The sequence below is a fragment of the Halomonas sp. DP5Y7-2 genome, from assembly GCF_019802025.1.
Classification (GTDB): Bacteria; Pseudomonadota; Gammaproteobacteria; order Pseudomonadales; family Halomonadaceae; genus Halomonas; species Halomonas litopenaei_A.
In genome coordinates, this window is sequence record NZ_JAHVHY010000005.1 from 217,637 (window position 1) to 235,974 (window position 18,338).

Here is an 18,338-nt window from a genome sequence, read left to right on the forward strand (position 1 = left end):
AAGAGTCGTCTGTCACTGCCGAAGTCAGAGCGCCGTACCGTTTGCTCTGCTCGCATCGTCGATGGCAGGTCCTTCTGCCTCACCGCCCGAAGACGGCGAAGATGGTACCGGGGACTGTCCTTGAGAGTGCCCTTCAAACTGTCCTTGAGACGGCGTCTGCATGTCTGGCTGCGGAAGCTCGCGCAGAGACTCGGGGAAATCCGGCAAGCGCCCGTCAAAGTCACTCAGCTGCCCCAGCCCCCAGTCACGCAATTGCTCGAAATGGGGGCGCACGCTGGCGTCTTGCCAGGCCTTCAATTGATCCAGCGGGGTAAATCCGATCAGCAGCGTCACAAGGGTCAGCACGGCTGTCGCCTTCACCCCGCCAAACACTGCGCCGGTGAGTCGGTTGAGAAACCCCGCCCCGACCCACTCCACCGCTGCCTGCACCATGCGGATCAGAATACCCCCGACCAGGATGGTAACGATGATGATCAACACGAAGGCGACGATCAGGCGGCCGTCCGGGCTCTCTATCCACTTGCCCAATAGATCGGCAACGGGCTCGGAAAACATCCGCGCCGCCAACAGGGCCACGATCCAGCTCGCCAGGCCAAGCGCTTCCCTGACCAAGCCTCGCACGAAGCCCGCGCCCACTGCCAAGGCCAGTGCCGCCACAAATACCCAGTCCACCCAGGTCGCAAGCATCAGCTATCCACCTTGACCAGCAAGCCCTGAAGGTTCTCACGAGACTTGAGCTCGCCCATGACCCCCTCGGCATCTTCCGAGGCCGCAAAAGGCCCCACGTAGACGGTTGTCAGCGAGTTGCTGCGGGCACGCGAGTAGGCAGGATAACCTTGATCGCGCAGCTTGTTCATCAGTCGATCAGCATTGGCGGACTCACCGAAACTGCCCACCTGAACGGCCCATTCACCGCCCTGCACCGCGGACGTGGCGGCGCGACCCTCTCGCTGATCCGCCTGGCGCGCCAAGGCAGCGATGGGGTCTTCAGCAGGTTCCTGACGCGGCGAGTCGGTGGAGGAAGACGACGTGGAAGCAGAGGACGAAGCGCCCTGGCCTGCCCCATTCTGGCGATCGGCGTCGGCGTTGGTGCCGGCAGTCACCTGCTCTGCGGGCCCCGGGTCAACCTGTGACTGGGTGGACGCATTGGCGCTGTTCTGCTGCTCACCCGATGAGGCTGACTCGTTGGCCCCCAGCGTGCTGGGCGGCGTGGGGTCCGCCACATCACGGCGCTCTACGTCCACTGGAGGGTCGATGGTCAGCACCGGCTCGGGCCGCTGCTGCTCTGACTCCGGCTCATCGAACAACAGGGGAATAAAGATGACACCCAAGGCCACCACGATGATGATTCCGCTAACGCGCTCGCGCATTCCGTATTTCATGTCGCTCCCTCGCAGGCATTGCCGGTTCCGGTCTGTCGGTCGCTCTGACGCTCCCCCTGACATTCCCTCTGACGTTCCCACCTCGCCAGTATGGCAGCAACGGTGAAGAAGGAACCGGTGACCAGAACGTCATCCGCTTCGCCGAAGCGCGATTCAAGCCAGTCCGCCCCTGCGTCAGGCGTGTCAGCCTGGTGCATCACGACGCCTCCCAGCTGTTCAATGCGCGCGGCCAGGTCCTGGCTGGGGCGACCTCGCGCCCCCTCGAGAGTCACCGGGACCCAACCGTCGACCACCGGCGCCAGCTCAGCCAGGACGCCATCGGCATCCTTGTCCTCCAGCATACCGATCAGGCACCACAGGCGCCCGCTTGGCTCGTCACCCCCTAAGGCGTGTCGACGGCTGTGGAGACGAGTGGCCAGGTAGGCGGCGGCATGAGGGTTGTGGCCGACATCCAGGCACCAGCGACCCTGCCACTGCATGCGCCCCGGTAGCGATACCTGGGCAAACGCGGCTTGGCAGGCCGATGCCTCCAGACTGCCCCGGGCCAGCCACAGCGCCTGTAGCGCACTGGCGGCATTATCCCGCGGCAAGCCCGGGTCGGGTAGATTTCCCACGCGAACCGTCGCGCCGTCCAAGGCAGTGCCCTGCCAGGACCAGCTGGCACCGCTGTCCTGCTGGGTGACTGAACCAGAGGGCGACTGGGGAGTCGACGGATACGAGGCGTGTTGGAACGCCTGGCCAAGGGCGAAGACTGTCGCACCAATGCGGGCAGCATGCCCCGGCACGCTGTCGGGTAGAGCGGTACTACCGAGCACGGCGGGCTTGCCGGAACGCATGATGCCGGCCTTCTCGCGGCCAATCACGGTGATATCGTTGCCGAGAAACGCCGCATGGTCCTGGGCCACGGTAGTGACCACGGCCACATCCGGGTCGACCACATTGACGGCATCCAGCCGCCCTCCCAGACCCACCTCAAGAACGGCCAGCTGAGGCTTGGCTTGGGCGATGGTCCACAGCGCCGCCAGGGTTCCCACTTCAAAATAGGTGAGGCTGACCGGCGTTGGCGACAGACGGGCCTGCTCAACCCGAGCAAAACCCTCCATCAACACCGCATCGCTGGCCTCACGCCCGTCGAGGCGCAGGCGCTCGTTGTACCGCACCAGATGCGGCGAGGTGTACGCCGCCGTCGTCATCCCGTGGGCCCGCCCCAAGGCTTCCAGCATGGCCACGGTGGACCCCTTGCCGTTGGTGCCGGCCACGGTGATCACAGCCTCGGCGATGGGCTCAGCGGTCAGCCCAAGCCTGCCGGCGACCGCGGCAACGCGCTCGAGACCGAGGTCGATGCCCACAGGGTGGGCAGCTTCCAGCCGAGCCAGCCAAGCGTCCAGAGTGGTGGGAAGGGCGTGCTCGTCCATGAATCAGCGCGGAGCGTCCTGGGGACGGTCAGCGTGGCTGTCCTCCGACGCAGACCCGACATCCTCATCGTCCACTGCACGCAGAGCCTCTGGCTGTGGCGCGTCGGCCATGGCCAGGTTGCGCTCGGCTGCCTCGGCGGCATCCACCAGGTCGGGCGCATCCTCATCCGGCAAGCCTGCCGCCGGTTGATGGGTCAGCTTGCGCAGTACTCCACCGATACGGGCCCGCATGTCATGGCGATGGATAATCATGTCGACGGTGCCGTGCTCGAGCAGAAACTCGCTGCGCTGGAAGCCTTCAGGCAGCTTTTCGCGCACGGTCTGTTCGATAACGCGGGGCCCGGCAAAGCCGATCAGCGCGTTCGGCTCGGCCACGTTCAGGTCGCCCAGCATGGCCAGGGAGGCAGACACGCCACCGAAGACCGGATCGGTCAGCACCGAAATGTAAGGCACACCCGCCTGCTTCAGGCGCTCCAGAGCGGCAGAGGTCTTGGCCATCTGCATCAACGAGAACAGCGCTTCCTGCATGCGCGCACCGCCGGAGGCAGAAAAACATACCAGCGGCTGGCCCTGTTCCAGGGCAATGGTCGCGGCACGCACGAACTTTTCACCCACCACGGCGCCCATGGACCCGCCCATGAAGGTGAACTCGAAGGCCACCGCCACCACCGGGATGCCATCCAACGAACCGCGCATGGCGATCAGGGCGTCATTTTCGCCGGTATCCTTCTGGGCCGCCGCCAGGCGGTCCTTGTACTTCTTGGAGTCACGAAACTTGAGACGATCTACCGGCTCCAGGTCAGCGGCAATCTCTTCGCGACCTTCCTTGTCGAGGAACCAGTCCAGGCGCTTGCGTGCCGTCAGGCGCAGATGATGGTCACACTTCGGGCACACATTGTGATGCTTTTCGAGTTCGGGCAAGTACAGTACCGACTCGCACTTGGGGCACTTGCGCCACAAGCCATCCGGCACGCTCGCCCGACGATCCTTGCGCTGAATGCGGCCCACCGAGGGCACAATCTTGTCTAGCCAGCTCATGTCAGAAGTCTTCCGTTGCAACGGCCGCCGGCCATGGCCGACGACAGGGTCGAATCTCTACCCTGGATGCCTGTCAGGCGTCCAGGGCATGGCGTATCTCTGTCATCACCGCCTTAATCTCGGCGATGGCGTCATGAGGAGCGTCACAGTGTTCAGCAATGCGCGATACCAGGGCGCTGCCGACGATCACACCATCGGCGACCTTGGCCACCTCTGCTGCAGAGGCCCCATCCCGAATGCCGAAGCCGACGCACAGCGGCAGATCGGTCAGCTGCCGCAGGGGCGCCAGATGCGCTGCTACGTCGTCAGCATTGAGTCGCGCCGAACCAGTCACTCCCTTGAGCGACACATAGTAGAGATACCCATGCGCGTGGGCGCATATTGTAGCGGCACGCTCAGGTGAAGTGGTAGGGGCGACGAGAAAGATTGGCGACAAATCCTCAGCTTCCAGCAGCGGGCCAAGCTCGTCTGCCTCTTCCGGAGGCATGTCGACCACCAATACGCCATCGACACCGGCGGCACGTGCCTCCCGTGCGAAGCGCTCGATCCCGAGGCGCTCGATAGGATTGAGATACCCCATCAATACCACCGGCGTCTCCTGGTCACGCTGGCGGAAGGTAGCGACCATCTCCAGCAGGTCCACCAGGCGGGTACCATGCTTCAACGCCCGCTCACAGGCCTTCTGAATCACCGGACCATCGGCCATGGGGTCGCTGAATGGGACGCCGAGCTCAATGACATCGGCACCCGACTCCACCAGTGCGTGCATATAGTCCACGGTCACGCCAGGCACCGGGTCGCCCCCGGTAATATAGGGCACCAGCGCCTTGCGGCCCTGCTCGGCGAGAGAACGAAACCGCTGTTCGATTCGAGACATGGGATCCCCTTGTGCTTCCTTAAAGGTCGATACCGTCGATCTTGGCGACAGTGAGGATATCCTTGTCACCGCGTCCGGACAGGTTGACCACAATATTCTGGTCGGGTGACATGGTCGGCGCCAACACCTTGGCATGGGCCAGGGCGTGGGCCGACTCAAGCGCTGGCATGATGCCTTCCACATGGGTCAGTTCACGAAAGGCCTCGAGCACCGCGTCGTCATTGGCGGCTACATAGTTGACCCTGCCCACGTCCTTCCACAGTGCGTGCTCGGGACCGACACCGGGGTAATCCAGCCCTGCCGAAATCGAATGCGTGTCGCTGACCTGGCCTCCTTCATCGGACATCAGGTAGGTACGATTACCGTGGAGTACGCCGCGAGGGGCGCCGGATGCCAGGGGCGCCGCATGACGGCCGCTGTCCAGGCCATCGCCACCCGCCTCGACGCCGTACATCTGCACGCCATCATCCTCGACGAAGGGATAAAACAGGCCCATCGCATTGGAGCCACCGCCTACACAGGCCACCAGGGCGTCGGGCAGACGGCCAAATTCGTCCAGCGACTGCTGCCTGGCTTCCCGTCCGACCACGGCGTTGAAGTCGCGCACCAGCTGCGGATAAGGGTGAGGGCCTGCCACGGTGCCGATGATGTAGAAGGTATCGTCGACGTTGGTGACCCAGTCTCTCAACGCTTCGTTCATGGCGTCCTTGAGCGTGCGCGTGCCCGACGTCACCGGGATCACGTTGGCCCCCAGCAGACGCATGCGATAGACGTTGAGCTTTTGCCGCTCCGTATCAGCCTCACCCATATAGACATCACAGCGCAGCCCAAGCCGCGCCGCCACGGTAGCGGTCGCCACGCCATGCTGGCCTGCCCCGGTCTCGGCAATCACCCGTGGCTTGCCGCTCTTCTTGGCCAGCAGCGCCTGGCCGATGGTGTTGTTCACCTTATGGGCGCCGGTGTGGTTCAAGTCTTCACGCTTCAACCAGATCTGTGCGCCACCCAGTTGCTGCGACCAGCGCCGAGCGTGATACAGCGGCGACGGCCGGCCCACGTAATGGGCGAGGTCATGATCGAATTCAGCCTGAAAATCAGGGTCGTTCTTGAGGCTCTGATAGGTGCGGTCCAGCTCATCCAGGGCGAAGCTCAAGGTCTCGGATACGAAACGCCCGCCGTAGGCCCCGTAATGGCCCCTGGCATCTGGCCAGCGGGACAGCTCACTGAACTTGCTCATGTCGGACTCCTTCAGAGTTGTCTATTGGGCTCTGCGTCTTTGGCATGTAGCAACGCCCCCGCCCCTTCGGCGACGACTGTTGCCCCAAGCAAGCGCCCGTCTTGAGCGCCCTTCCTAGACGCTTGTCTGGTTCGCGACCCTGTCGCCCAATGCCACCGCATTGACGAAGGCACGCATCCGCCCAGCATCCTTGATCGCGGCAGCACTTTCGATGCCCCCCGACACATCCACCGCATGGGGCCTCACCTGGCGGATCGCCTGGCTGACGTTGTCGTCGGACAAACCGCCCGCGAGGATAACAGCTTTACCCAGCGCTGGTGGAATTCGGCTCCAGTCGAAAGTATCACCGGTACCACCTGGCACACCTGGGCGGTAGGCATCGAGCAGCAGCCCCCGGGCGCTGTCGTAGCAGCGTGCGGCGGCGTGTACATCCAGCCCGTCACGCATTCTCAGGGCCTTGATATAGGCACGATCATAGCGCTCGCACTCGGCGGCGGACTCATCACCGTGGAATTGCAGCAGGTCCAGCCATGGCAGGGCCCGACTCACCTCTTCCGGGGCGGCATCGACAAACAGCCCCACCCGCGTAATGAACGCCGGCACCCGAGCCGACAAGCGCGCCAGCTGATCCACGTCGACGGCCCGCTTGCTGCCCGCCCACAGTACGAAACCGATGGCATCAGCACCCAACGCCACGGCGGCGTCGACGTCCTGTTCCCGGGTGAGGCCGCAGAACTTGACCCGAGTACGCTGCATTGGTGCTGTCATGACCTTTCCTCAGACGTCTTGGACGGTGCTCCATCCAGCTCCTCGGCGCGAACGGCTCGGCGTGTCTCGGCAATCGGGCGGCCACGTCGAAACTCGACCATCGGACAGTCCGGCAAGGGACGCTCACCGGTCCACTCACCCAGGAAGGCCAGTAGGTTGGGCCCCAGAGGCTCCGCCGGCAGCTGCCACTGCTCATCATACAGGGTGTCGACAAAGTGCAAGCCGCAGCCGGGGGCGGTGACGTCGCTCTTCTGGCGGTCGCGCAACGCCAACAGCCGCTGAATATAATCGGTGCCCTGCTCGCCACGTCCAACGGTGACCAGCGCGCCAACGATGTTACGGACCATGTGATGCAGGAACGCATTGGCCTGCAGGTCGACCACCACCAGCGGGCCATGCCGATGGACTTCTATGAAGTGCAAGTGCCGCCAGGGCGTCTTGGATTGGCAGCCTGCCGCGCGAAAGCTTGAGAAGTCATGCTCGCCCACCAGAGCCTGAGCGGCCACGTGCATGGCGTCCGCATCCAGAGGGTCGCGGCACCAGGTAGCATTGGCACGCTCCAGCACCGGCCGACTGGGCTGATTCAAGATCACGTACCGGTAGCGACGGGCCAGCGCCTTGAACCGGGAGTGAAACTCATCCGGCACCTGACGAATCCAGCGGATGGCGATATCGCGAGGAAGGTTGGCGTTACCGCCAAACACCCAGGCCTTTTCCGAACGCTGCACAGGCGGATCAAAGTGGGCGATCTGCCGCGTGGCATGCACGCCAGAATCAGTGCGGCCGCTGCAGTGCAAGGTGATCGGTGCGCCCGCCACCTTGGCCAGCGCCGCCTCTACTGCGCCCTGCACAGAGGGCGCGTGCTTGAGCCGCTGCCAGCCACAGTAATGGGTTCCATCGTACTCAACGCTGAGCGCGAGCCGACCCTCCATGGGAGTACGTTCGTCAAGGTGATGAAAGAAGGACATACGACCTGCAAGCCGAAGAAAGCGGTGGCCACGCAGGAATCTGCGCGAATGAAAGGTGCATTATCCCTTAACCGCTCGGTGACGACCAGCCTCGCGGTCAGCCTGTCACCGTGGCTCCTGCCAGCCCTGACCGCATAGACGTCCTGCAATCCGCTTCCCCTTCTAGTCTACCGTTCCCCCCCCAACATTGAACTTACCTACGACCCTTGGCTGCGGCTCGCGCCGGACAACCACGCCCGAGACAGTACAGCAGCTGGATCCTCCCGCCGCACTCCCTTGAACACTGTGCTGTCTCGCGCTCCATTGTCGCCGCCCACCCTCGCTGCACAACGCAGCAATGCCTCCCGGGATTCGCGCATGATGCCGCTCCCTCGACGAATGCGTTCGTCTTGGTACCAAGAAAAGCACATGAAAATTGCGGCACAACCTCACTTGAACACTCCCCGTCATCTGGCATTTCCCCAACCTAACGATGGGATACGACTTTCCTTTAAACCTTGCCTCTTGTTGTGCTTAGTCGATCATTTTCGCAAGAAAAAGGCTCATATCGACCATAAGTACAATACTGGCATCACGCACCCTTAATTAGCGTTATACAACATTCAGAAACATGTTGTTAAAAAGGAAAGCAAACTTCATGAATAGAAGCCATGATAGCAGCCTCGTATTCACCTCGTTAGCAGACTTCGTTGCAACGGATGGTGCCAAGAACATCAGCGCCTTAGCCCGTGTCGATGAAGAATTACTGGTGAACGGACTTACTGGGGAATCCGGAGACATCGCCCAACTCTCTTACACAGTAAACGGGAGTCTCGGCTACCACTTTGGCGCTGATGGACGTGCAGATAACACTAGCTTCTTCTGGCAGACCGACCACCTCCCCGCGCTGACAGCACAGGGCGAAACGCTAAACTGGATCAGCTCCGCTGACGGCAAAACGATAAAGGCGGTGACACACGACGATGACGTCGTGCTCGAGCTCATTAACGTGGATGTCGTCCATGGCAGTTACGAACTCACCCTGTATCAGCCCCTCCAGCATCTTCTGATCAATACCGAAGATAGCTTGGTCTTCGCTGTGGGCTTCACCATCACCGATGATGACGGGGATACCGCCAGCTCGCGAATTCTGATCAATATCAACGACGACTCTCCAATGGCCAGCATCGTCACACCAGCTGGCGTGGATCAAGGGGGTAGCGTCCACTCACAATGGCATTCGAACAGCGGAGCCGATGCCCCAGACACCAAGACTGTGCGTATTTCAGGCGACGACACCCACTACGCCCTCGATACAGCCATTGTCACCAGCAAGGGGGTGTTGACGGTTGATAGCAGTGGCACCTGGTCTTTCGTCGCGTCGGAAAATGCCACCGGTACACTGGATTTCACGATTGTCGTTACCGACGCCGACGGCGATAGCGCTATCGCCAGCGCCGAGCTCGTCATCAATCAGGACGGCCACCCTGTCACGCCAGATAGCGACGGCAATCCCTTGACACTGCCAGTCTCAGCATTTGTTGACGAGGATGGGCTGCCCGGCGGAGCCGAGGGTGGCCCTGGCGATGCGCCGGGTGTCGTCACAACCGTAACGGGTTCGCTGGGATACGACTTCGGTACTGATGGCGCTGGCACGGTGCAGGCATTCCGCTGGTCCATGGAGGGTCTACCTACGCTCAGCTCGGGGGGAAATCCTGTCACCTGGACCCTAACCCCTAACGGACGGGCACTGATTGGCGTCAACGACGCAGGCGCGCGGATCATTGTCGTGCAGCTATCAGATATTGAAAGCGGCAACTATCGCGTCACATTGCTCAAGCCATTAGATCATACCGCCCCAGGTATTGAGGACGACCTGTCACTCAACATCCGCTACCAAATCACAGATAGTGATGGCGATACCGCTCAAGGCTCACTTCACGTCAATATCAACGACGACGCTCCGCTTGCGCGGAATGACAGCACACACACGTTGCACCGTGAATCAATTACGGTGAACGTCATTGACAACGATAATCTGAGCGCAGATGGGAGCTCAATCGCCGCCGCCAGCGTAAATGGCGGGGCTGCAACCGGAACGGTCACTGTCAACAAGGATGGCTCAATCACCTTTACACCAAACCCATACTTCTCCGGTGACGCCATTATCAAGTACCAACTTAGTGATAGTGATGGCGATAGCTCTAGCGCCACGTTGACAGTCTCGGTCGCTCCCCCACCCAAAGAGCTGATCGTGGACGACAATGGCAACAGCAAGCACCAATCAGGCTTGGGTAACGATGTCTTAATCGGAGACACGGGCGGCGTAGACACCAAAATTGAGGCCGCCACAAACTATAACGCCATCCTGATGCTTGATGCCTCACAAAGCATGCAACAGATGACCAACAGTGGACTCACGCGCCTCGAAGTCATGCAACGCTCCATCAAAGCCCTTGCACGAGATCTTTCCGAGCACGATGGGATTGTCAACCTCCGAGTCCTTACCTTCAATAGGGACATTTCATCCATCAAGACATTCCGAGACTTCTCGACCGAAGACCTCGCCGAGGTGAAGTCCTTCATCGATGCGATAGAAACAGTAAACAACACTAACTTCGATGCCGCATTCCGAAGTGCAGAAACCTATCTGACGAACTTCAGCAAGCCGAATTTTGAGAACATTGCCTATCTGGTCACAGATGGCCGACCCAACACCTACATAAAAGGGAATGGACAACCCACCACGCCGGGGAATGGCCTGTCACTTACTGGCGATACCATGGACGCGACGCTGAACTCCTTCAATAAACTTGCGAAGGTGGGTGATGTGCATGCGATCGGGATCAGCGAGGACGTCAGGGAAGATCAGCTGAGATTCTTTGACAACACCGACAGCACAGATGTCGCATCCCTTTCACTCAATGATGGGACCGTCATCACCTCTCAGGTCGGCCAGCCAGATATTGCCATTACGGTAACTGATCTCAATACCGCCCTTCAGATCGGCAGTCATGGAGCAACACTCAAGGCTCTGGGTAACGACACACTAGCAGGATCCTTCGGGGATGACATCCTGTTCGGTGATGCTATCAACAGTGATCATCTTGAATGGACCAACGGCAACACAGGCGAGCGATTTGTTGCCGGCCAGCACAACGGTCTCGGTTACCAAGGATTGGAAGATTTCATCAAGTGGAGCGTCAACAATGGCTCAAGTCCAAGCGACCAACAGCTAGCTGACTATATCGCCAAACACTATAGAGCATTGCGCGACATAGGAAGAATGGATGGTGGTGAAGATACTCTTCAAGGCGGAGCCGGAAACGACACTCTAGTTGGAGGTGGTGGCGATGACCTACTTATAGGCGGGCCAGGTCACGATACACTAATAGGTGAGACCGGCGCTGATATCTACCGTTGGTTCGCTCATCATGCAGGAAACGTAGATGCTCCCGACCAGGATAAAGTACTTGGCTTTCGAGAGGGAAAGTTTGGTAGCGACACCCATGCAGACAAGCTCGACCTCAGCGAGCTTCTGCAGGATGCAGACACTGGCAATATTTTGAGCTTTGTTCATGCATCTGGAGAAGACGGTAACGTCCAGCTGTCGATTAAGACGAATGGTGGCATCAATGACGACGGAAGCAATGCCGACTTGATTATTACCTTGACGGGCCAGACCATCAACTTTGATGGAGTCAGCGAAAATTATATTGAAAAGCTTATTAATAACGGACAGCTAGACACATGACGCATCCTCTTTACGTAAAAAGATAGCATCGAGATCAACGAAGAGATACGTTCCAGGAACCAGGGTTTTTAGAGCCACTGACAATAATAAAACTCACAGCGTCTATTCCTCTTGATGAATACGTACTTAATAGTGGCTCTACAGAGCATGGAGAATGATATGACTATTTCGAAAACAGATGGACCGATTTTTTCCTCAATTGGCGACTTTGTCTCTACCGATGGAGGAAGAAACATCAGCGCCTTAGCCAGGATTGACGAAGAAGGCCTACCCGGAGGTGTAGCAGGTGGATCCGGGGACGTCATGGGCGAGCTCGCTACGACTACCGGCTATCTGGGTTATCGATTCGGCGCAGATGGTGATGCGCAGCGGGGTGCTTTCGCCTGGGATACGTCCCAGCTCCCGCCCCTAACCTCAGCTGGGAGGCCCCTTCACTGGGAGAGATCGACCGATGGATTAACACTGACCGCCATCACATCGGAAGGTGACGCTGTGCTTCGGCTCACTAATACCAATATTGTGACAGGTGCATATGAACTAGCACTGATGGCTCCCTTGGATCACACACTTTCGGGAGTCGAAGATGGCCTGATCTTTGCCATCGGCTTTTCGATTTCCGATGAAGACGGAGATACCGCCAGCTCACGCATCTTGATTGACATCAATGACGACTCCCCTCTTGCAAGTATCGTTACGCCGGAAAGCGTACGGCAGGGTGGCAGCATTACCTCTCAATGGACATGGGATGGAGGAGCGGATGGCCACCAGCGTACGGTTATCAAGGTCTCTGGTGATGACACAGAATATTCACTGAATAGTGCCATTGACACAGCTCAGGGTACGCTCACCGTAAGCACCGATGGGTCATGGACATTTGTAGCCCACGAAGCTGCCTCCGGTGCTTTGGATTTTACCATTACCGTCACTGACAATGACGGCGACACAGCTGTTGCGCAGGCGGTCGTCGCTATTGAAAAGTCGGCTCACCCCATCACACCCGACTCTGATGACGACCCGTCGACGACAGCCCCAACTGCCCTTCTCGATGAAGACGGACTGATCGGCGGCATCGAGGGAGGCATAGATGATGCAGCGGGACGTATCACCACCATCACTGGCTCACTTGGCTATGACTTTGGCGCCGATGGCGCGGCCTCACAGGACGCTTTCCGGTGGAACATCGACCAGTTGTCACACCTTACCGCTGGTGGAGCGCCTCTGACCTTTAGCGTTAGTGCAGACGGCAGAACCTTGACCGGAAGCGCCAATGGTCAGACGGCTTTGGTTGTCTCTCTCACTCAGCAGGACACCGGCAGCTATATTGCATCACTGCTAAGCCCGCTCGACCATCCCGATGACAGTAGTGAAGATGATATCAGGCTGGTACTTGGCTACACGGTCACCGATGAAGATGGAGATAGCGCCGACGGTAGCCTGACGCTCGTCATCGACGATGATGCTCCAGGCGCATTTACCACTGATCCAGGATTTCTGACGGACGGCACCACGGGAACCATTAGTGCCATCGATCACGCGGGCGCTGATGGCTTAGCCTCGCTCGTCTTCGATCCAGCGCTTGACCGACAACCCGCCACCACTGCGACAGGAGAGGCTCTCACCTCCAACGGCCAGCCCCTACTTCTGCTTATCGGTGACACAGGTACCACCCTGGATGCCATGACAGGCGGTGGCGAGCTCGTCTTCCGCATACAGCTAAATGATGCAGGGACTGGCTACCAGGTCAGCACCCATGCACCGCTAGAGGTAGCTGGGGAATCCGCCGAAGGTCACGAGCTCGCCGTGAACCTCATCGCCAGCGATGGCGATGGCGATGGCGATACTGCCACAAGCAGCCTGGTGCTTACCCTGCCGGCAGAGGACGATTTGTTCGTCGGTGGCAACGAAGACGATGAAGCCACCACCGGAAGTGGCGGTGATGTATTGACCGGTGATGTCGGTGGGTCAGAGCGGCTGGTCGAGGCCGGCAAGGACTACAATATCTCCTTTATCCTGGACACCTCCATCAGTTCAAGGAACGCCGCCGCCCCAGGACTCTCCATGTTGAAATTCCAGGTACAGGCGGTCCTTCGTCAGCTGGAGATGCTCAAGGACGTTGCCGGCACCATCAACCTGCAACTGGTGAAGTTCAATACGGGAGCGGTTCAGCGCACCTACATCGACTTCGATGAGTCCCAACTTGCTGCCGCCAAGGGGTTTTTAACAAACTCCAGGTCAGCAGGAGGTACCAATATCGATGCAGGTTTTACCTTGGCAAGCGACTACTACAAGAAGATGGTCGCTGCCAATGACTTCGAGAACATCACCTTTCTGTTCAGCGATGGTGGCCCCACGGTCTTCTGGAATAGCAAGCGACAGCAGGTCAAGACCTATGTGGACGAGCCAGGCCACAGCGCCGTCATGAAAGATACCCTCGCATCCTTCAATACTCTCAAGGGACTGACCGATATCCATTCCATTGCACTTCGTCCCAGTGCCGCCGAAGGCACCAAGGGCAATGACTACATGGATTACTTTGATAATACGGGCGATATCTCTACCAAGACGATTCGCACAGACTTTGACAGAAAACTGTTCACGGCAGCCGCGGGTGAGTCCACCCACGTGGATACGGTGGAGGAAATCGATCTCGCCCTGACGACCGGCTCGTTGACGCCAGCTGGGCAGGCAAGCGCAGGCAACGATACCTTGGAAGGCGGTGCAGGCAATGACGTGATCTTCGGCGATCGCATCAATACTGACCATCTTTCATGGACCAATACCGCCACAGGAAAAATGTTTGCGGCCGGTAGCCATGATGGATCGGGATACTCCGGCCTCATCGAATTTCTCACATGGTCGCCGGACCATGGCGCGGGCACACCACCCGAAAAGCAGACGATCATCGACTACCTGACGGAGCACTATGCAGAGCTAATCGACCACAGCAGCGACGGAGGAAACGATGATCTTCGCGGCGGTCTCGGCAACGATGTGTTGATTGGTGGTGCAGGCAACGACATTTTGCTAGGCGGGGCCGGAAACGATGAGATATGGGGAGGACTCGGTGCTGACACTGTGACGTACAAACTAGGTGACGCAGGTACCGTGACGTTACCCAGCATAGACGTCATCAAAGATTTCACGCTAGGGACCTTTGGCGTTGATGAGGATGCTGACAAGCTGGACATCTCTGACCTTCTTCAAGATGCCACCGCACAAGATGTCGACGACTACGTGCGCGCACATCAGGAGGGTGAGAATACTGTTCTTTCGGTCAAGACCCGTGGCGGCATTGGTGATGATGGCGAGGGTGCTGATCAAATCATCACACTGATTGGGGTCGATATGGAGGGAGATTCGAGCACCAGCTTCTTGTCGAATCTTATCAGTAGAGGACAGCTTGAGGTTGAATAGCACTAGCCACTCTCGTCTTCATCCTTAAGTTACCCATACATCTTGTCGCTGACCGAAAGCTCTCGCTTAGCGAGAGCTTTCTTTTCGCCCTACTCATGGATCACTCCCTAAAGAACAGCACGATCACTACGGCGAAATAAATACGAAATAAACCAACGTATAGCGCGACCAATCCGCAAAATCATACTAGCCGAATATGCACACTATCGTTAGAAATATGCCCCAACACACCACTTCCCCTCCGCTATCTCACGACCCCTGAACACCGGTACAGTACTCACCTTTCTATTCCTTGATATAGGTTTAGTTTTCTACCGCCGAAAAAAACCTACTATCCGAGGATATTTCATGAGCACTGAGTTACCTATCGACGCTCCTGACACCGCTTCATTGCTACCAGTGAAACCGCTTGGCCTCGAAGGCGCTGCCTCGGACACTCAGCTCGAGACATCAGGCCTCTCACGAAGCGAGGCTCACAACGACCGTCCCAATACGCCCTATTCCGACTGCGAGCCCGACACTGAGCACGCTCGGGCGGTGGTTGACGAGGATGGATTAGCCTCCGGAATTGCCGGCGGCCTTAACGACGTTATTGGCGAAAACACTATCGACCGAGGAGTGCTTGGCTATCATTTCGGACAAGATGGCCAAGGCGGATTCCAGTGGATCTCTCGCTCACTTCCCAGTCTGACCTCCGCGGGACACCCAGTCACCTGGACCACTAGTGACGACGGCCTAACGATCACTGGCAGTAGAAACCAGGACACCCCAGTGATTCACATACGACTCGTCGACGTGTCCGCCGGGCGCTACGACATTCAACTACTCGCCCCCCTGGATCACCCACGAGCCATCGTCGAGGACGATATTTCCTTCGACCTTGACTACGTCATCACTGATGGAGACGGCGACACCGCAACAGGCCGGCTGCAAATCATCATCGATGACGATACTCCCACCTCGCGCCATCATGATGTAACAACGGACAGCAGCACATCCATCGCTATCGACGTGTTCGACGGCGTTTCCTTTGGTGCCGATGGTCCTGGCCAGCTCGTTAGCGCCAGCGTTCAAGGTGGCACCGATGTCGGAACACTCGTCACTTTGACGGACGGCAGCATGTGGTTTGTCCCAAATAGGGACTTCAACGGTACTGCCATCGTCGATTACACGGTGACAGACGCGGATGGCGACCCGGTCGATGGCCAGCTCTCCATCCAGGTTAGTGCCCCCGACGACAGGCCTATTACACCCGAGACAGATGCAAACCCGGAGACCAGTGCATCCGTGGCGGCCGTTGATGAGGATGGGCTCGCGAATGGTCTTGCTGGTGGTATCGGGGATATCCCTGGCCAAACCGTCGTTGCCGCAGGCCAGCTTGGCTATCACATCGGCAGCGATGGCTTCGGCAGCTTCCTCTGGTCTACTGACGGTCTTCCGTCTATCACCTCTGGAGGCCATCCCGTGGCCTGGGCCCTTCAGGACAACGGCCTTACTGTATCGGGTACCGACGATCGCGGGCAGCAGGTGATATCGATCCAGCTGACGGATGTTGCCAGCGGCAGCTACGCGGTGACACTGCACGGCCCCTTGGACCATGCCACGACTGACGCCGAGGACGACATCCCTTTCGCCATTGGCTACACCATCACCGACCGCGATGGCGACAGCGCGTCAGGCGTTCTCAATGTCCTGGTCAACGACGATAGCCCCGAGGCGAGCGATGATATTGCCAGCGCCGACGCAGGCGTCCCCGTCATCATCGATGTGCTGGCCAACGACTCTCCCGGCGCTGACGGCCTGAATCGCATTACCAGCGCCAGCGTCGACGGCGGTTCTGCTATCGGTGAAGTCAGGATCAATGCCGATGGCAGCCTGACCTTCACCGCCAACCCGGCTTTCGATGGCACTGCAACGCTTTCCTACACCCTCATGGATCGTGATGGCGATAGCAGCGCCGCCAAAGTGGCCGTCCGTGTCATTGCGGCGGACGACGTCCTCCGGGTCGGTGGCAACAACGACAACAGCATGACCGGCGATATGGGCAGTGATGTGTTGATTGGGGATATCGGCGGCACTCAGCAACATATCGTGCACGGAGGCAACTACAATGTCGCGATCATGATCGATGCCTCTCAGAGCATGCAGAGAGAAGCTGAGGGTGGATACACTCGACTTGAACTGGTTCAGCGCTCACTCCGCTCGCTGATTCGGCAGCTCGCAGATCATGAAGGCACCGTCAACCTGCGCCTGATCACCTTTAACCGTGAGCTCAGTGACACCCTTCAAATCAACCAGCTCGGCACAGAGGATATTTCCAGAGCCCTCTCCTTCATCAACCACATCGCAACCCAGAACGGCACCAATTTTGAGGCCGCCTTTACGGATGCCAGCGACTTCTTTGAGCGAGTGAGTCACAACGGCTTCGACAACCTGAGCTACTTCTTGACCGACGGCCGGCCCAACAGCTACTTGAACAATGCGGGTGAAGCAGTGACTCCTGGCGATGGCATGTCCACGACGCGCGTCGTCATGGGGCAGAGTATTGCCGCCTTCAAGGAATTGTCGGATTTCTCTGAGGTTCACGCCATAGGCGTCAGCTTCCTGGCCAAGGAGCAACAACTGCAGTTCTTTGACAATACCGGCCAGACCGGCCGTGAGACACTGACTCTGGAAGATGGCCAGGTCTCTGGCATGGTTGGACAACCACAGCGAATAACCAGTGTCACCGAACTCGACGCAGCACTGCAAAACGACAGCACGACGGCAGCTCCGCTGGTATTAGGCAGTGACAGGCTGAATGGCACCCAGGGTAACGATGTGATCTTCGGGGATACCCTGAACACAGATCACTTGTCGTGGATCAATCAGGACTCAGGCGTCGCCTTTTCGGCTGGCAGCCACGACGGGCTAGGCTATGCGGGATTGACCGAATATCTGCGCTGGGCCGTGAACGACGGGGCGGTTCCTACGGACGATGACATCATCCACTACGTCAGACAGCATTACCAACAGTTAAGGGACATCGGCCGTATCGACGGTGGCAATGACACCCTTGACGGTGCGAGTGGCGATGACGTCCTGATAGGTGGTGGCGGTGACGATACCCTTATCGGGGGAAGCGGCAACGACATTCTGATTGGTGAGCTGGGCGCCGACACCTATGAGTGGCGCACCGCAAACCAAGGGACAACCGATCAACCTGCGCTGGATGAGATCAAGGGATTCCGGTCGGGCCTCTTCGGTGTCGATGCAAATGCTGACAGACTTAACCTGGCAGATCTGCTGGTTGATGCCAGCAATGGCAGCGTCGAAGACTACGTTGTGGCAAGCGGGGAACACAACCGAGTAGAGCTTGCGATCAAGACGGACGGCGGCATTCACTTGGATGGGAGTAACGCTGATCAGCGGATTGTTCTGACAGGACAGATCGACTACTCAGGAGACGGCAACGACTTCCTTCATCAGCTGATCGCCAACGGGCAGCTCAACATCGAGTAATTCGCAAC

11 protein-coding genes are annotated in these 18,338 nt (G+C 58.7%); 3 read left to right on the forward strand and 8 right to left on the reverse strand.

Annotated elements, in window-relative coordinates:
* Window positions 1–24 precede the first annotated feature (24 nt).
* The 8 genes from KUW18_RS10850 to truA all read right to left on the reverse strand — a co-directional run bounded on the left by KUW18_RS10850 (window position 25) and on the right by truA (window position 7,682).
* The gene (locus tag KUW18_RS10850; protein WP_222163417.1) at window positions 25–687 is read right to left on the reverse strand and encodes a CvpA family protein; all 663 of its coding nucleotides are present in this window, start codon (window positions 685–687) and stop codon (window positions 25–27) included.
* Window positions 687–1,382, reverse strand: a complete 696-nt coding sequence (locus tag KUW18_RS10855; RefSeq protein ID WP_222163419.1) for an SPOR domain-containing protein — start codon at window positions 1,380–1,382, stop codon at window positions 687–689. Before KUW18_RS10855 ends, KUW18_RS10850 begins: the two co-directional genes overlap by 1 nt.
* Entirely contained in the window at window positions 1,379–2,797 is a 1,419-nt protein-coding gene (locus KUW18_RS10860) for a bifunctional folylpolyglutamate synthase/dihydrofolate synthase (protein ID WP_222163421.1), read from the reverse strand. The genes KUW18_RS10855 and KUW18_RS10860 overlap by 4 nt, the downstream gene beginning before the upstream one ends.
* Before the next feature lie 3 nt (window positions 2,798–2,800).
* A complete protein-coding gene (gene accD / locus KUW18_RS10865) occupies window positions 2,801–3,835 on the reverse strand; it encodes an acetyl-CoA carboxylase, carboxyltransferase subunit beta (protein ID WP_224852069.1) in 1,035 nt (344 codons plus the stop codon).
* A 73-nt stretch (window positions 3,836–3,908) separates the two neighbouring features.
* Window positions 3,909–4,712: a tryptophan synthase subunit alpha gene (gene trpA, locus KUW18_RS10870; protein WP_206943223.1), complete on the reverse strand. Its 804-nt coding sequence runs from the start codon at window positions 4,710–4,712 to the stop codon at window positions 3,909–3,911.
* 19 nt (window positions 4,713–4,731) lie between these two features.
* Window positions 4,732–5,946 (reverse strand): tryptophan synthase subunit beta, encoded by a 1,215-nt coding sequence (trpB, locus tag KUW18_RS10875; RefSeq protein ID WP_206943225.1) that lies wholly within the window; start codon window positions 5,944–5,946, stop codon window positions 4,732–4,734.
* A gap of 114 nt (window positions 5,947–6,060) precedes the next feature.
* Window positions 6,061–6,714, reverse strand: coding sequence for a phosphoribosylanthranilate isomerase (locus KUW18_RS10880; RefSeq protein WP_222561407.1), 654 nt, complete (start codon window positions 6,712–6,714; stop codon window positions 6,061–6,063).
* A complete protein-coding gene (gene truA / locus KUW18_RS10885; protein ID WP_222239150.1) occupies window positions 6,711–7,682 on the reverse strand; it encodes a tRNA pseudouridine(38-40) synthase TruA in 972 nt (323 codons plus the stop codon). The genes KUW18_RS10880 and truA overlap by 4 nt, the downstream gene beginning before the upstream one ends.
* A gap of 637 nt (window positions 7,683–8,319) precedes the next feature.
* On the opposite strand from truA, the gene KUW18_RS10890 reads away from it, so the two are divergent.
* The 3 genes from KUW18_RS10890 (at window position 8,320) to KUW18_RS10900 (ending at window position 18,330) form a co-directional block, all read left to right on the forward strand.
* Complete coding sequence (locus tag KUW18_RS10890) at window positions 8,320–11,415, forward strand: Ig-like domain-containing protein (protein WP_222561408.1); 3,096 nt, start codon at window positions 8,320–8,322, stop codon at window positions 11,413–11,415.
* Window positions 11,416–11,562: 147 nt separating this feature from the next.
* Window positions 11,563–14,829 carry a type I secretion C-terminal target domain-containing protein gene (locus KUW18_RS10895; RefSeq protein WP_222561409.1) on the forward strand — a complete coding sequence of 1,089 codons (3,267 nt, stop codon included), beginning with the start codon at window positions 11,563–11,565 and terminating at the stop codon, window positions 14,827–14,829.
* 348 nt (window positions 14,830–15,177) lie between these two features.
* Complete coding sequence (locus KUW18_RS10900; RefSeq protein ID WP_222561410.1) at window positions 15,178–18,330, forward strand: Ig-like domain-containing protein; 3,153 nt, start codon at window positions 15,178–15,180, stop codon at window positions 18,328–18,330.
* The last annotated feature ends 8 nt before the right edge of the window (window positions 18,331–18,338 follow it).

Excerpts from the sequence above, each read along its gene's own strand:
- trpB (WP_206943225.1), bottom strand. The coding sequence starts at position 5,946 with ATGAGCAAGTTCAGTGAGCTGTCCCGCTGGCCAGATGCCAGGGGCCAT.
- KUW18_RS10855 (WP_222163419.1), bottom strand. The coding sequence starts at position 1,382 with ATGAAATACGGAATGCGCGAGCGCGTTAGCGGAATCATCATCGTGGTG.
- KUW18_RS10850 (WP_222163417.1), bottom strand. The coding sequence starts at position 687 with ATGCTTGCGACCTGGGTGGACTGGGTATTTGTGGCGGCACTGGCCTTG.
- KUW18_RS10880 (WP_222561407.1), bottom strand. The coding sequence starts at position 6,714 with ATGACAGCACCAATGCAGCGTACTCGGGTCAAGTTCTGCGGCCTCACC.
- KUW18_RS10900 (WP_222561410.1), top strand. The coding sequence starts at position 15,178 with ATGAGCACTGAGTTACCTATCGACGCTCCTGACACCGCTTCATTGCTA.
- KUW18_RS10860 (WP_222163421.1), bottom strand. The coding sequence starts at position 2,797 with ATGGACGAGCACGCCCTTCCCACCACTCTGGACGCTTGGCTGGCTCGG.
- KUW18_RS10890 (WP_222561408.1), top strand. The coding sequence starts at position 8,320 with ATGAATAGAAGCCATGATAGCAGCCTCGTATTCACCTCGTTAGCAGAC.
- truA (WP_222239150.1), bottom strand. The coding sequence starts at position 7,682 with ATGTCCTTCTTTCATCACCTTGACGAACGTACTCCCATGGAGGGTCGG.
- trpA (WP_206943223.1), bottom strand. The coding sequence starts at position 4,712 with ATGTCTCGAATCGAACAGCGGTTTCGTTCTCTCGCCGAGCAGGGCCGC.
- accD (WP_224852069.1), bottom strand. The coding sequence starts at position 3,835 with ATGAGCTGGCTAGACAAGATTGTGCCCTCGGTGGGCCGCATTCAGCGC.
- KUW18_RS10895 (WP_222561409.1), top strand. The coding sequence starts at position 11,563 with ATGGAGAATGATATGACTATTTCGAAAACAGATGGACCGATTTTTTCC.